Annotated in this window: 10 protein-coding genes; 3 read left to right on the forward strand and 7 right to left on the reverse strand. The window is 69.3% G+C overall.

What is annotated here, in order from left to right; translation table 11 throughout:
- Positions 1-25 precede the first annotated feature (25 nt).
- Positions 26-834, forward strand: a protein-coding gene (locus ACFYW1_RS28210; RefSeq protein ID WP_388999027.1) for an IS5 family transposase whose coding sequence is annotated in 2 segments (ribosomal slippage) — positions 26-370 and positions 373-834 — 807 coding nt in all. Because the reading frame shifts where the segments join, the coding sequence is not laid out codon by codon here.
- Between the two features lie 49 nt (positions 835-883).
- Here ACFYW1_RS28210 and ACFYW1_RS28215 read toward each other — a convergent pair.
- Positions 884-2,245 carry a hypothetical protein gene (locus tag ACFYW1_RS28215; protein ID WP_388999030.1) on the reverse strand — a complete coding sequence of 454 codons (1,362 nt, stop codon included), beginning with the start codon at positions 2,243-2,245 and terminating at the stop codon, positions 884-886.
- Between the two features lie 698 nt (positions 2,246-2,943).
- Between ACFYW1_RS28215 and ACFYW1_RS28220 the strand changes: the two genes are divergently transcribed.
- Together ACFYW1_RS28220 and xerC are read left to right on the forward strand one after the other, a co-directional pair.
- Positions 2,944-3,141, forward strand: a complete 198-nt coding sequence (locus ACFYW1_RS28220; protein ID WP_388999032.1) for a helix-turn-helix transcriptional regulator — start codon at positions 2,944-2,946, stop codon at positions 3,139-3,141.
- The gene (xerC, locus tag ACFYW1_RS28225; protein ID WP_388999035.1) at positions 3,132-4,526 is read left to right on the forward strand and encodes a tyrosine recombinase XerC; all 1,395 of its coding nucleotides are present in this window, start codon (positions 3,132-3,134) and stop codon (positions 4,524-4,526) included. The genes ACFYW1_RS28220 and xerC overlap by 10 nt, the downstream gene beginning before the upstream one ends.
- 171 nt (positions 4,527-4,697) lie before the next feature.
- Here the strand turns inward: xerC and ACFYW1_RS28230 are convergent, their stop codons facing one another.
- From ACFYW1_RS28230 to ACFYW1_RS28255, 6 genes are all read right to left on the reverse strand, one after another.
- Positions 4,698-6,221 carry an aldehyde dehydrogenase family protein gene (locus tag ACFYW1_RS28230; protein WP_388999038.1) on the reverse strand — a complete coding sequence of 508 codons (1,524 nt, stop codon included), beginning with the start codon at positions 6,219-6,221 and terminating at the stop codon, positions 4,698-4,700.
- 102 nt (positions 6,222-6,323) lie between these two features.
- Positions 6,324-7,574 (reverse strand): GAF domain-containing protein, encoded by a 1,251-nt coding sequence (locus tag ACFYW1_RS28235; RefSeq protein WP_388999041.1) that lies wholly within the window; start codon positions 7,572-7,574, stop codon positions 6,324-6,326.
- 105 nt (positions 7,575-7,679) lie between these two features.
- The gene (locus ACFYW1_RS28240) at positions 7,680-8,273 is read right to left on the reverse strand and encodes an N-acetylmuramoyl-L-alanine amidase (RefSeq protein ID WP_388999044.1); all 594 of its coding nucleotides are present in this window, start codon (positions 8,271-8,273) and stop codon (positions 7,680-7,682) included.
- Between the two features lie 35 nt (positions 8,274-8,308).
- Complete coding sequence (locus ACFYW1_RS28245) at positions 8,309-9,325, reverse strand: acetamidase/formamidase family protein (RefSeq protein WP_388999046.1); 1,017 nt, start codon at positions 9,323-9,325, stop codon at positions 8,309-8,311.
- Positions 9,318-10,808 (reverse strand): APC family permease, encoded by a 1,491-nt coding sequence (locus ACFYW1_RS28250; RefSeq protein WP_388999049.1) that lies wholly within the window; start codon positions 10,806-10,808, stop codon positions 9,318-9,320. The genes ACFYW1_RS28245 and ACFYW1_RS28250 overlap by 8 nt, the downstream gene beginning before the upstream one ends.
- A 332-nt stretch (positions 10,809-11,140) precedes the next feature.
- Positions 11,141-12,490 carry an esterase-like activity of phytase family protein gene (locus ACFYW1_RS28255; RefSeq protein WP_388999052.1) on the reverse strand — a complete coding sequence of 450 codons (1,350 nt, stop codon included), beginning with the start codon at positions 12,488-12,490 and terminating at the stop codon, positions 11,141-11,143.
- Positions 12,491-12,532: the final 42 nt, after the last annotated feature.

A 12,532-nucleotide genomic window follows, 5' to 3' on the forward strand; every position in this document is an offset into this window, starting at 1 on the left:
CAATTGGCTGGGCAGGCTGCTGGTCATGGCGGGGATCGTTGAGCGGCTGGTGCCGGACGAGTTGTGGGAGTTGTTCCAGCGGGTGGTGCCGGAGGTGCCGTCGCGGCCGCAGGGTGGCGGTCGGCGTCGTCACGGTGATCGGGAGGTCCTGGCGGCGATCGTGTTCGTGGCCACGTCGGGCTGCACGTGGCAGCAGTTGCCCACGGCGTCGTTCGGTCCATCCGGTGCGACGGCCCACCGCAGATTCACCGAGTGGACGAAGGCCCGGGTGTGGGCCGGGCTGCACCGCCTGGTCCTCGACGAGCTCGGATCCCGCGGCGAGCTGGACTGGTCGAGGTGCGCGATCGACTCGGTGAACATGCGGGCTTTGAAAAGGGGGACCTGACAGGTCCGAATCCTGTGGACCGGGGCAAGTACGGGTCGAAGGTCCACCTGATCACCGAGCGGACCGGTCTGCCCCTCTCCGTCGGCATCTCCGGCGCCAACCTGCACGACAGCCAGGCCCTGATCCCGCTCGTGAAGGGCATACCGCCCATCAGATCCCGGCGGGGCCCACGCCGGCGCAGGCCCGGAAAGCTTCACGCCGACAAGGGCTACGACTACCGCCACCTGCGGCAATGGCTGACACAGCGAGGCATCCGGCACCGCATCGCCCGCAAGGGCATCGAGTCCTCACAGCGATTCGGCCGACACCGCTGGACCATCGAACGCACCATGGCCTGGCTCGCCGGCTGCCGCCGACTCCACCGCCGCTACGAACGCAAGGCCGACCACTTCCTCGCCTTCACCAGCATCGCCTGCACCCTCATCTGCTACCGCAGACTCACCAAATGAGATGGCTTCTGAATCCGGGGACCACGTTTGGGACCCCAGCATGTCGTCTTCACGCCGTTTTACCGCCTCGGTCCGCTCGCGGCGTCCACAGCGCGGAATCCCGGCGCGGTGTCGACGAGTCGGTCAGCAGCGAGGCCACGCCTTGAGGAACACCAAGCTTCCCCAGGGCCCAGTCGAGCGCATCGGCTTCGGCATCGCACATTCTGGCTATCAGGCTGGTTTGTTCAGGCAGAAGGATTCGCCGGGGGATCACGATCGTCTCCCGGACTCGGTCGAGGGGCAGCCCCCGCCGGAAGCCCTGCGCGGCGGGGCGGGGGGCGTCCTCGTCCGGAGGGAGCGGCAAGCGCTGGCGGGCCGCGTTCGAGACGACGATCCCGGCAACGTGGACGTACTCCGTCAGCAGAGGCCCCAACAGGTCTGCGAGCGCATCGGACTTGGCGGCGAGCGGCATCCCCGCGAAGGGCGTTGGGAAGTGGAAGAGGCCGCTGTGGTCCTCCACCCAGATCCACGCGGTGCCCGCCCCCGCCGTCTTGGCGCACTTGGCACGCACCTTGCCCAGGAGCCGCCTGCCCTGGTCGCTCTCCACCGTGTCACCGGTCAGAGTGGTGCCCTGGGGCGCCGTGCCAGGGTGGACGGTCAGCCGCCTGCCGGCGTTGCTGAGGACATCGACCGCGGCCCCCGAGGCAGCGCACTGTTGGGCGGCCTCCTCGGTCCGCTTTTTCCATACCTCGAAGGCGTCACCGTTGAGGAGTTCGGGGAGGTCGCCTTCCCAGTAGATGTCACGGCCCCTGTCCAGAGTGAAGAGGTGAGCCTGGAGGTTCTGGCGGAACCTCTCGTAGTCCTGGCTCTTCTGGTCCTCGGCGAGGGTGACGACCTCGATGAAGACGGGACCGACACGGACGTCGCCGGGACCACCGCTGGCTTTCGCCGGTTCCAGCTCGACCGGGAGTCCGCGGGCCGCCCCCATGAGCGCGAGCCGGGCCTGTGCCTGGGAGTGCAGGAACCGGGACAGGGTGACGTCGCGGCGTGCATCCCGCTTGACCGAGGCAATGCCGGGCACCCCGGCTTTTTCCAGATAGGCGTACGCGGCCCACCACCGCACCGCCTCCACCCATGCTCCCGGCGCGGCTCCGTTCATGAACTGGAGCACCGGGGCGTGTCGGCCCAGGCCGACGAAGGTGCCGCTGGCCTGACCCCGGGCGGGGGAGGGGACCACGGCCTTGGGCAGCCAGCGGCTGTTGAAGAACGCGGTGAGGCCAGCCACGGCGCGTGCGGTCACCTCGTGACCTACGGGGGAGAGATAGTCGGCGCCCTCCGGACAACCGAACCACGCCTCCCAGTCGATCGCCCTGAGGCCCTGATCGATCGCCCGCCATATCTCTTTGTCACGAGGGTGCATGCCCGTGATCATGACGCATCCGCAGGCCAGGATGCGGGGGTTTTCCCGAACGTCCGGCGCTTCCTCCCAGCCCGCCCTGGACGAGTCCCCCGTCCGGTCCACACCACAGCAATAGCGGACAGCCACCGCGGATCGCACGACGGTGCCCTCGCGTGCCTATCTGCAGGGCAGTTCTTATCGCGCCTAGAGTTGTCGACTTCCCGGCGGATTGATAGTGGGCATTCGCTCACGGCAGACGAGAGTTGGCGGCAAAAGACTGGAACCTCGGCTGAGACCATGCCAATGTACAACGTCCCGAAAATGCAAGGTCGGACGAGGAGCTGCTCGACGGGCAGGAACGGAGAGATGATAATCCCAGCCTTGTGAGATTGGCGGTCTGGAACAGTTCCTGTTTAGGAGGTTCGTGTGTCTGCTCCCGCCATTCGAAAATGTCTGGTGGCTAAGAATCGTTCACTGTCGACTGCGCGTCTGCGCCTGCGTGGCTGGCCTATTTGGTGATCCAAGGTGTTGCGATCTCATCGGCGCGGGGCGCGCAACATAGCCCATGATCGCCGGTTGGCCAAACCGGCGATCCTCGCGACCATTGATGTTCGTCCGCATCGGCCGTGCTTGGTAGTGGAGCCGGCGGACGCACTGTCCCGGGACTATGCGGTGCTTCCTTGTGATTTGCACCTGCGTAGCCTTTCCTGTTCCCGACTGAAAGGAAAAAAATGGCTCGTCCCCCTGCGCTCAAACTCGCTGAGGTCCTGGAGGAGATCCGCATGAGTCCCTCGGCGTTCTACCGTCTGCGTGCCCGCAACCAGGCTCCTCGAATGATCAAGCTCCCGAACGGCGAACTTCGCTGCCGTCGTGCAGACCTTGACGCCTGGTGGCGGGCGTGCGAAAGGGATACGCCTGAATGGCGATGAGTTACAAGGTCCGCTTCTGGGACATCCGGGAGCGGCCGAAGCGTCGCAAGCCGTTCGAGGTCCGATGGACGGTCAACGGCCGCGAGCGGTCGGAGTCCTTCATCACCAAGGGACTGGCCGAGAGTCGACGAGCGAAGCTCATGACGGCCGCGCGTGACGGTGAGGCGTTCGACGAGCAGGCTGGTCTGCCGGCCTCCGAGATCCGTGCCATTCGGCAGCGGACCACCTGGTACGACCTGGCTCATGCCTACATCGATGAGCGATGGGACCGAACGCCTGGCAACACCCGTCGTACCCTCGCTGATGCACTCGCCACCATCACGCCCGCGCTGGTGAGGCGCGAAGCGCGCTACTCGGAGCCGAGGGTCCTGCGGCGCGCGCTGTATTCATGGGCGTTCAACAAGCGAGCCTGGGAGAGTGAGCCGTCCGCCGAATGGCAGCATGCCCTCGACTGGATGCAGCAGCACTCCCTGCCCGTCAGTGAGCTGATGGAACCAGACGTCGTGCGCAGGGCGTTGGACGCGCTCGGCCGGAAGATCGACGGAGAGTCCGCTGCGGCGAAGACCGCCCTGCGAAAGCGATCGGCCTTCAGTGAGGTACTCGGAACTGCCGTCGACAGGGGATACTTCGCGGAGAATCCGCTCGCAAGGGTCAAGTGGCAGGCTCCTGGAGTGAGCGAGGAGGTAGACCCGGCCTGCGTGCCGAACCCGACCCAGGTTGCTCGCTTGCTGACCGCTGTCGGCGAACAACAGGGCCGCGGCCCGCACCTTGAGGCGTTCTTCGGCTGCATGTACCACGCGGCCATGCGTCCGGCAGAGGTCATCCACCTGCAGATCTCACAGTGCCACCTGCCGAAGAGCGGCTGGGGCATGCTCAACCTGAGCGGAGGGGTCGTCACGGCCGGCAAGGAGTGGACGGACGATGGTTCGGTCCACGAAGTGCACTCCTTGAAGCGGCGAGCCGTCAAGGCCACACGTCCCGTGCCGATACCGCCGCCGTTCGTGCGCACACTGCGAAATCACGTCGATCGCTTCGGCGCGGCGCCCGACGGGCGAGTGTTTCGCAATGCTGCCGACGGCTACGTTGATGCAGCCGCCTACGGCAAGACATGGGAGCGGGCCCGTAAGAAGGCCCTGACTCCCAATGAGCAGCCGACGCTCCTCGCCAAGAGGCCCTATGACCTCCGGCACGCCGGGATCTCGTTCTGGCTGCACTCCGGCGTGGATCCTGCCGAATGCGCGCGCCGGGCCGGCCAGAGCATCCAAGTGCTCTTCCAGTACTACGCCAAGTTCCTGGATGGTCTTCAGGAGCATTCCAACCGGCTCATCGAGGAGTCGATGCAGGAGTGGAGCCGGCGCAGCGAGGACAACAGCGCCAAGGGCTGAGCCGCAATCTGGCCCGTGTATGGCCCGGAACTGCTGGTCAGGACTGGGATACCGGTGGGATGAACTGGAAGAAGGGGGTATTTCGACTCCTCCCCCATGGGAGGGGCCGTGCGCTCCAAGAAGGCGCCTGATCCGGGGAAATCCCCAGGTCAGGCGCCTTCTTTCGTGCCGCTAGAAGAAGCCGAGCTTCTTTGGCGAGTAGCTCACCAGCAGATTCTTCGTCTGCTGGTAGTGCTCCAGCATCATCTTGTGGTTCTCCCGGCCGATCCCGGACTGCTTGTACCCGCCGAAGGCCGCGTGCGCCGGGTACGCGTGGTAGCAGTTCGTCCAGACCCGGCCCGCCTGGATGGCACGGCCCGCCCGGTACGCGGTGTTCATGTCGCGCGTCCACACGCCGGCCCCGAGGCCGTACAGTGTGTCGTTCGCGGTCCCGATCGCGTCGTCGAAGTCGGAGAAGGGAGTGACCGCCACGACCGGGCCGAAGATCTCCTCCTGGAAGACCCGCATCCGGTTGTTGCCCTCGAAGACGGTGGGCTGGACGTAGTAGCCGCCCGCCAGCTCCCCGTCGTACTCGATCCGCTGACCACCGGTGAGTACCTTCGCACCTTCCTCCCGGCCGATCTCCAGGTAGGAGAGGATCTTCCGCAACTGGTCGTCGGAGGCCTGTGCGCCGATCATCGTGTCCGTGTCCAGCGGATGCCCGGCCACGATCCGCTCGGTGCGGGCGATGCCGGCCTCCAGGAACTCGTCGTACACCCCGCGCTGGATCAGCGCGCGTGACGGACAGGTGCAGACCTCGCCCTGGTTGAGGGCGAACATGGTGAAGCCCTCAAGAGCCTTGTCGCGGAAGTCGTCGTCCTCGTTCCACACGTCGTCGAAGAAGATGTTGGGCGACTTGCCGCCGAGTTCCAGGGTCACCGGCCTGAGGTTCTCGGAGGCGTACTGCATGATCAGCCGGCCCGTCGTCGTCTCGCCGGTGAAGGCGATCTTCGCGACGCGCGGACTGGAGGCGAGGGGCTTGCCGGCCTCCGTCCCGAAACCGTTCACGACGTTGACGACGCCCGGCGGCAGCAGGTCGGCGACCAGCTTCAGCCATACGTGGATGGAGGCGGGGGTCTGCTCGGCCGGCTTGAGCACCACCGCGTTGCCCGCCGCGAGCGCCGGGGCCAGCTTCCACGTCGCCATCAGGATCGGGAAGTTCCACGGGATGATCTGCGCGACGACGCCGAGCGGCTCGTGGAAGTGGTACGCGACCGTGTCGTCGTCGATCTCGCCGAGCGAGCCCTCCTGGGCGCGCAACGCACCGGCGAAGTAACGGAAGTGGTCGACGGCCAGCGGGATGTCGGCCGCCAGGGTCTCCCGGACCGGCTTGCCGTTGTCCCAGCTCTCGGCGACCGCGAGCTCCTCCAGGTGGGCCTCCATCCGGTCGGCGATCCGGTTGAGGACGAGCGCGCGGTCGCCTGCCGACGTGGCTCCCCAGCCGGGCGCGGCGGCGTGCGCCGCGTCCAGGGCGAGTTCGACGTCCTCGGCCGTGCCGCGGGCGATCTCGGTGAAGGGGCGGCCGTTGACGGGGCTGGGGTTCTCGAAGTACTGACCGCGGGAGGGCGGCACGTACGCGCCACCGATCCAGTGGTCGTAGCGGGACTCGTACGAGACGATGGCGCCCTCGGCACCCGGCGCGGCGTAACGGGTCATCTCTGTGGCCTCCCGGATCCGGTGCCGTCCGCCGTTGGACGGCCCTCGGCGCGAGGGTAGGCAGCGGTACGTTGCAACCCCGTTGCACGCCTCGTGGAACGGCTACCGCTGCTCGGAGTCCAGCGTCCGGACCCTGGCGAGCAGCGCCGGACGCCGGGAAGCCGGCGCGGCCGCGGCGAGTGCCCGCCAGGCCGGCAGGTCGTCCTCGCCCCAGGGGCTGTACACCCAGTCGGCCAGCAGCCCCGGATCGCCGCGCGCGATGAGCGCCGCCCGCAGCTGTTCCTGGAGTTGGTGCCGCAGCCGGACGACGGAGGGGGCCCGCGAGGCCGGCAGCAACGGCCCCGGGTAGGCGCCGAGCGCCGCCGCCACCGCGCCCGACGCCAGCCTGCGCGCCACCGCGTCGAAGTCCGCGTCGACCGGGGCGGACAGCCGGTAGGGGCGGGAGAGCAGGAGGTCCGGGCCGAGCAGCCGCCGAAGCCTGGAGAGTTCGGCGCGCAACGTCACCGGAGTCACCGACTCGTCCTCGTACAGCTCGACGAGGAGTTCGTCGCCGCCGATGCCCTCGGGGCGGCGGGCCAGCGCCACCAGGATCTCGCTGTGCCGCCTGCCGAGCCGGATCCTGCGGCCTTCCGCCACCAGCAGCGCCTCGTCCCGGCCCAGCGCGCTGAGCCGCATGCTCCCGCCGGTCGGTGCGGGGGCGAGCAGCGCGAGGTGCGATTCGGCGGCGCGTGCCACCGCCTGCACGAATGCCAGGCTGTGCGGATGCGCGAGCCGGTCCCCGCCGGTGATGTCCACGGCACCCAGGACCCGGCCCGTGTGCGGGTCGTGCAGCGGCGCCGCCGCACAGGTCCACTGCTGCACCGGCCGCAGGAAGTGCTCGGCGGCGAATACCTGCACCGGGCGGTCCACGGCGATGGCGGTCCCCGGCGCGTTGGTCCCGGCCGCGGCCTCGGCCCAGCGGGCACCCTCCACGAAGTTCATCCGGTCGGCGGCCCGCCGGGTCACCGCGGCCCCCTCGACCCACAGCAGCCTGCCGTGCGCGTCGCACACCGCGAGCAGATGTTCCCCGTCCGTCGCGTAGGCGCCCATCAGCTCGCGGATCACCGGCATGGCGGAGGCCAGGGGGTGCCCGTCCCGGTACGGTCCCAGGTCGTCCGGGCCCAGCTCGACCAGGGCCGCACCGTCCGGGCTGACCCTGGCCCGGGCCGAGCGCCGCCACGACTCGCCCACGACCGGTCGTACCGGCCGCTCCACCCGGCCCGCCGTGGTGAACACCTCGTGTGCGCGGCGCAGTTGGCCGATCCGCTCGCCGGGGTCGGTATCGGCCGCCAGCGCCACCCAGGGGTCCGTCAACTCACCCTCCCGTCCAGGGGCGTCGTGAACACCCCATCGTCGTCGCAGTCGGCCGCCGCGACAACTCCGGCGCACGGGACGATCGGCCCGGGCGGCGCGGGCGCGTCAGCCCGCCGAGTACAGATTGACGAGGCGGATGTAGCGCACCCAGTCCCAGTTCGGACCGGGGTCGGTGTGGTCGCTGCCCGGAACCTGGGAGTGGGCGAGGATGTGGGCCCGGTCCTTCGGGATCCCGTAGCGGTCGCACACCGAGGCGGTCAGCAGGGCCGACTTCTCGTACATCGCGTTGGTGAAGTACGACGGCCGGTCCACCCAGCCCTCGTGCTCGATGCCGATGCTGCGCGTGTTGTAGTCCCAGTTGCCCGCGTGCCAGGCGATGTTCTTCTCCCGGACGCACTGTGCGACATAGCCGTCCGACGAGCGCACCACATAGTGCGCGGAGACCTGTTTCGCCGGGTTCTGGAAGATCCCGATCGTGTCCGAGTACGTCTCCTGGGTGACATGGATGATCACGTACTGGACCGGATAGGCCGAAGGGCGGCTCGACACCGTGTAGTTGGAGGTGGAGGCCGGGTTCCAGTGGGCGAGCGGGTAGTCCGTGTCGCCCGCAGCGGTGGCGGCCGTCGCACGGGCGGAGGCCGGGAGCAGGGCGGCGGCGGCCGTCGCGGCGGCGCCCTGGAGAATCCTTCTGCGGTGCATGAACACTCCTGTGTGTGGGGGGATGAGGAACGCGGTCAGGGACGGGACAGCGGTGCCGCGGTCTCCCGCAGATGGCGGTGGAGCCCGCGATGGGGATCACCTGCGGGCAGCCATTCCTTGCGGATCTTCGCCACACAGGTGTAGTTGGTGTCGCACACATTGGCCAGCGGCGCCTCGTCGGCCTGGCTGACCAGTTGGTAGGCGTCGAGTTCGGACAGCCCGTAGTCCCGCGCCAGCCACTGCACGAGGTCCAGCTGCGAGATGCGGAAGGCGTCCTCGAGCGGGCGCGCCGAACCGGTCGACATCAGATGGGTGTCGGACTCGATGCGCGGCCACGGCGTGGCGACGCCCTTCAGCAGTTCGACCAGCACCACCGTGTTCATGGCGCATTCCACGGCGACGCCGCAGGTCTCGCCCTCGCCCTGGCGGGCGTGACCGTCCCCCAGACTCAGCAGCGCCCCCTCGACGTTGACCCCCAGGTAACAGGTGACGCCCGCCCTCATCTCCGGCGTGTCCATGTTCCCGCCGTGCGCGTCGGGCACCAGCGCGGACCGCACCTCCAGATTGGCCGGGGCCACCCCGACCGTGCCGTGCATCGGATCCATCGGCAGCTCCACCTGGATGTCGCTGTCCCGGGCGCTGAACAGACAGGTGCGGCGGGCCCGGTCCAACTGCCACATCCACACCACTTCGGGCAGTGGGGGCTGGAGCGAGGCGGTGGTGTGGGTGGAGGTGAGCGCCCCGAAGAGGGGAACGGTCGTCGACGCGGCCCAGTCCCGGGCCGGCTCGATGGACACGAAGTGCACCGCGACGGTGTCGCCGGGCTCCGCGCCCACCACGTGGAACGGGCCGGTCTGGGGGTTGAGGAAGGGGAACTCGCAGACCTCGGAGACCAGGTCCTTCTCGGAGCGGACCCGGCCGGCGAAGCAGTCCTCCGTGTACAGGTCGAGGAAGGTCCCCGGCTCGATGCGGGCGATCGGTGCCGCCCCGCCGAAGGTCCAGGCGTACTCGCCGTCCTCGGGGCGGACGGTCAGGACACGGGGGTCACTCATCGTTGCACTGCTCCTGTCCGAGTTGCCCGGCGGGCGCCGGGTCGTCGTCGAGATGGATCCGTCCGGTCTGCGTCACCCGCTCCGGATGCCTGCGCAGCAGCACCGCCAGCACGACGGTCCCGATCAGCATCCAGACGCCGACGACCGGACCGGCGTAGGAGACCGGCGCGCTGAGTTCGGAGACGAAGTCGAAGGCCGGGATGCCCGCGGCCGTCAGCAGCGCAGGTACGAAAGCCGCGATGCCCAGCACCGGGAACACGAGGTGGAGCACGGGGTTGAACGCGTCGCGCCGCCGGCGCAGGAAGTACCCGGCACAGGCCAGGTTCACGACGATGTACACACCGATGATCACCGTGACGATCACGGTGGCCAGCAGCACGAACGCCGTCACCGGGTCGTAGCCGAAGCCCAGCCCGAGCGCCGCGCCGACCGCGATCACGAACTGCACGGCCACTCCGGCGACGGGGGAGCGGCGGCGCGGATGGAGCCTCGCGAAGGCCCGGGGGAACACCCCGATGCGGCCGAGGGCGAACGCCGTCCTGGTCGACACGTTGGCGGACGCGTTGGCGTTGGCCACCGTCGAGTTGACCACGGCGAGGAAGAGCAGCACCCAGAACAGCCCGAACGAGGCACGGGCCACCCCCTCCCAGGAGGCCGCCCCCGAACCGCCGAAACCGGCGAATCTGTCGGGCCCGAAGTACACGGACATCGCATACGTGGTGAGGACGTACACCAGGCCGATGGAGACCGCCGCGCCGAGCACCGCGCGCCGCATGGTGCGCCGGGGGTTCTTCGTCTCCTCGGCGAGCGGGGCCGCGGCCTCGAAACCGGCGAAGGCCAGCACCGTGTAGACCGATCCGGCGAAGATCCCGCTGATGCCGTCGAAACCGTCCGCCGTGTGCGAGGTGCCGAACACCGAAAGGGTGTTGTCCGAACCGGCCTGCCCGATCAGCAGGACGGCGAAGACGACGAAGACGAGCACCTCGAAGACGCCGAGCACGGTGCCGAACCGGGCGGAGGCCCGCACGCCGAAGTACCCGGCGAGCGCGATGATCACGGCGCCCAGCAGCGACCACGGCCACCACAGGTCCGCCGGATAGGAGGACCACTCCTGGTGCAGGGTGCCCGCTGTCGTGAAACCGAGCTGGAGCAGCAGCAGCGCGGGCACCAGGGCCTCGACGAAGACGTAGCCCCAGCCGACGAGGAAGCCGACGGCCGGGTGCAGCCCCTGGGCGGAGTAGGTGGCGACGGATCCGGCGGCCGGCAGGTGGCGGGCCAGCTCCGCGACGCACGACGCGGTGAACAGGCATGCGACCAGGGCCACCACCACGGACAGCGGCAGACTGCCGCCCGCGAACGCGGCACCGGCCGGAATCGACGCGGCGATGGCGGCGGCGGGTGCCATCGCCGTGATGCTCTGGAACAGGACTTCGCGCAGCCCGATGGCGTCGCGCAACAGCCCGTTGCCCGAATCCCCCGACACTCTGTGACTCCCTCTGTCCGCTGACCGGAATGCGTTGTCCGAAGTACGGCCGAGCGTCTTGTGCGCCCTACCGTACGGGCGCGGCGAGGGCGGGGGGAAGACGGCAGGTGACGAAATCGGTTCCGCGGCCGGCGAGAACACCGGAATGTACGACGATGTCGCGACGGTGACGGCGACGGCGAAGCGGCCCGGACCGGCCCTCGGGGACGAGTACGTACCGAGGGCCGGTCCGGGCCGAGTGAACTTCCCTTACGTGAAAGGGAGTTGTGGCGGGAGGTGTCCTTGTCGGACCCTGCGGGCCGAACTTCCTTCGTACCGGGGGGAGTCGAGGGTCAGTCGCGCAGCGGGCGCGGCAGCTTCAGCAGCGTCACCGACGTCCTGACGCCGCTGTCGACCAGTCGGCCGTTCTCGTCGAACGCCTCGGCGCCGTCGGTCATCCCGAAGTCGTTGTCGTTGATGAGCGCGAGCGTGTCCCGGCCCGTCACCGCCACGCCCTCGATCTTCCCGGGCACGCCCGCGACCTTGCCCAGGTCGACCACCAGACGCTTGCGGAGCACCGGCACACCCGACGCCGACGGGTCGGTGAGCTCCTCGTACGACGGGGACGTCGTCGGGTCGTCCCAGGCGGAGCCCAGGATCCCGGAGCCGTGCGGCAGCGACACCCGGTGCAGCCTGGCCGCCCTGTCCGTGCGCTCCTCCACCAGCAGGTCGTCGCGGCCGATCGCCACGACCGAGGAGATCTTCAGCTCGGAGGTGTCGTCCTCGCCCGGGTCCACCACGTCCACCGGGTCGAACCGGTAGGCGTACTCGGCGGTGACCGCGTGCTTCTTCGTCGAGAAGCGGAGCAGCCGCACATTGCGCGAGGACTCGCCCGCGTCCTGGTCGGGCAGCGACAGCGGGCTCTGCACCGCGAGCACCAGGTCGCCGCCCGGGAGCAGCGCCAGCCCCTCGAAACCACGGTTGACCTTGCGGTGCAGCAGCACGCCCGGCAGCGCCTCCACCACCGGGTAGTCGGCGCCGGTCAGCCCGAGCCCCTGCGGGACGTACCGGGCCAGCACCCGGCCCCGGGCCGAGACGTGCACCAGGGAGGGCCCGTACTCGTCCACGAGCCAGAAGGTGCCGTCGGCCGCGCGGACGATGCCTTCGGTGTCCAGGCCGTTCGGGTCGTACGGGAGGGGCGTCCTCGCGTCGTAGGTGTAGGGCGCCTCGTCGCGGGAGATCTGGTTCGGCAGACCGGTGACCGGCTTGCCGGAGCGGGTGGTGAGGGGGACGGCCTGCACCACCCGGAGGTGCTTCCCGCTGACGCGGACCTTGACGATCGCCGGGTCGAAGCCGGGCACGGGGAAGGTGCGCCGCTTCTTCCCGTCGATCTTGATCTGCCCGTTGGGGCCGCGGTCGGTCACCGTCCAGAACTCGCCCTTGCGGTCCGCGGGGTAGATGTCGCTGCCGATGCCGCCGAGCTTCACCCCGCGGTCGTCGGCGACCGTCCCGGGCAGCAGCCGGTTGCTGAACCCGGCCAGCGGAACGTCACCGAGCACCGCGCTCCCGGTGATCCGGGCGGTGCGCTGCGGATGCCCGTGCCGGTCCTGTGCCCCGGTGGCCGTCCCGGCGACGCACACCGTGCCGAGCAGGGCGAGCGGCAGCCCGACGGCGAGGGAACGACGGACAACACGAGCGGACATGGGGCCTCCTGCGGTGCGGAACTGCTTGACGGCCGCCAGGTT

Source organism: Streptomyces sp. NPDC002669, assembly GCF_042889165.1.
GTDB lineage: Bacteria > Actinomycetota > Actinomycetes > Streptomycetales > Streptomycetaceae > Streptomyces.

Excerpts from the sequence above, each read along its gene's own strand:
- ACFYW1_RS28215 (WP_388999030.1), bottom strand. The coding sequence starts at position 2,245 with ATGATCACGGGCATGCACCCTCGTGACAAAGAGATATGGCGGGCGATC.
- ACFYW1_RS28220 (WP_388999032.1), top strand. The coding sequence starts at position 2,944 with ATGGCTCGTCCCCCTGCGCTCAAACTCGCTGAGGTCCTGGAGGAGATC.
- xerC (WP_388999035.1), top strand. The coding sequence starts at position 3,132 with ATGGCGATGAGTTACAAGGTCCGCTTCTGGGACATCCGGGAGCGGCCG.
- ACFYW1_RS28230 (WP_388999038.1), bottom strand. The coding sequence starts at position 6,221 with ATGACCCGTTACGCCGCGCCGGGTGCCGAGGGCGCCATCGTCTCGTAC.
- ACFYW1_RS28240 (WP_388999044.1), bottom strand. The coding sequence starts at position 8,273 with ATGCACCGCAGAAGGATTCTCCAGGGCGCCGCCGCGACGGCCGCCGCC.
- ACFYW1_RS28245 (WP_388999046.1), bottom strand. The coding sequence starts at position 9,325 with ATGAGTGACCCCCGTGTCCTGACCGTCCGCCCCGAGGACGGCGAGTAC.
- ACFYW1_RS28255 (WP_388999052.1), bottom strand. The coding sequence starts at position 12,490 with ATGTCCGCTCGTGTTGTCCGTCGTTCCCTCGCCGTCGGGCTGCCGCTC.